Source organism: Blautia sp. MCC270 (assembly GCF_018785605.1).
Lineage (GTDB): Bacteria > Bacillota > Clostridia > Lachnospirales > Lachnospiraceae > Blautia_A > Blautia_A fusiformis.
This window is the reverse complement of sequence record NZ_WQQD01000087.1, coordinates 1-207: the sequence shown is the minus strand read 5'-3', so window position 1 is coordinate 207 and position 207 is coordinate 1. Positions and strand designations below refer to the sequence as shown.

General features: G+C 49.3%; 2 rRNA genes. Both read left to right on the top strand.

Annotated elements, in window-relative coordinates:
* Positions 1–61, top strand: a 16S ribosomal RNA gene (locus GPK58_RS12605); the annotation flags it as partial.
* 69 nt (positions 62–130) lie between these two features.
* A 5S ribosomal RNA gene (rrf, locus tag GPK58_RS13475) occupies positions 131–207 on the top strand; the annotation flags it as partial.

Genomic DNA, 207 nt, shown 5'->3' with positions numbered 1-207 from the left:
GACTGGGGTGAAGTCGTAACAAGGTAGCCGTATCGGAAGGTGCGGCTGGATCACCTCCTTTCTAAGGAAAAAGTAGAGAAACAAGATGTGTTTTACTGTTGAGTTATCAAGGCAACTGAATAATGATATTTCTGGTGCCGATGCGGTTGGGGGACACACCCGTTCCCATCCCGAACACGACGGTTAAGACCCAATCGGCCGATGGTA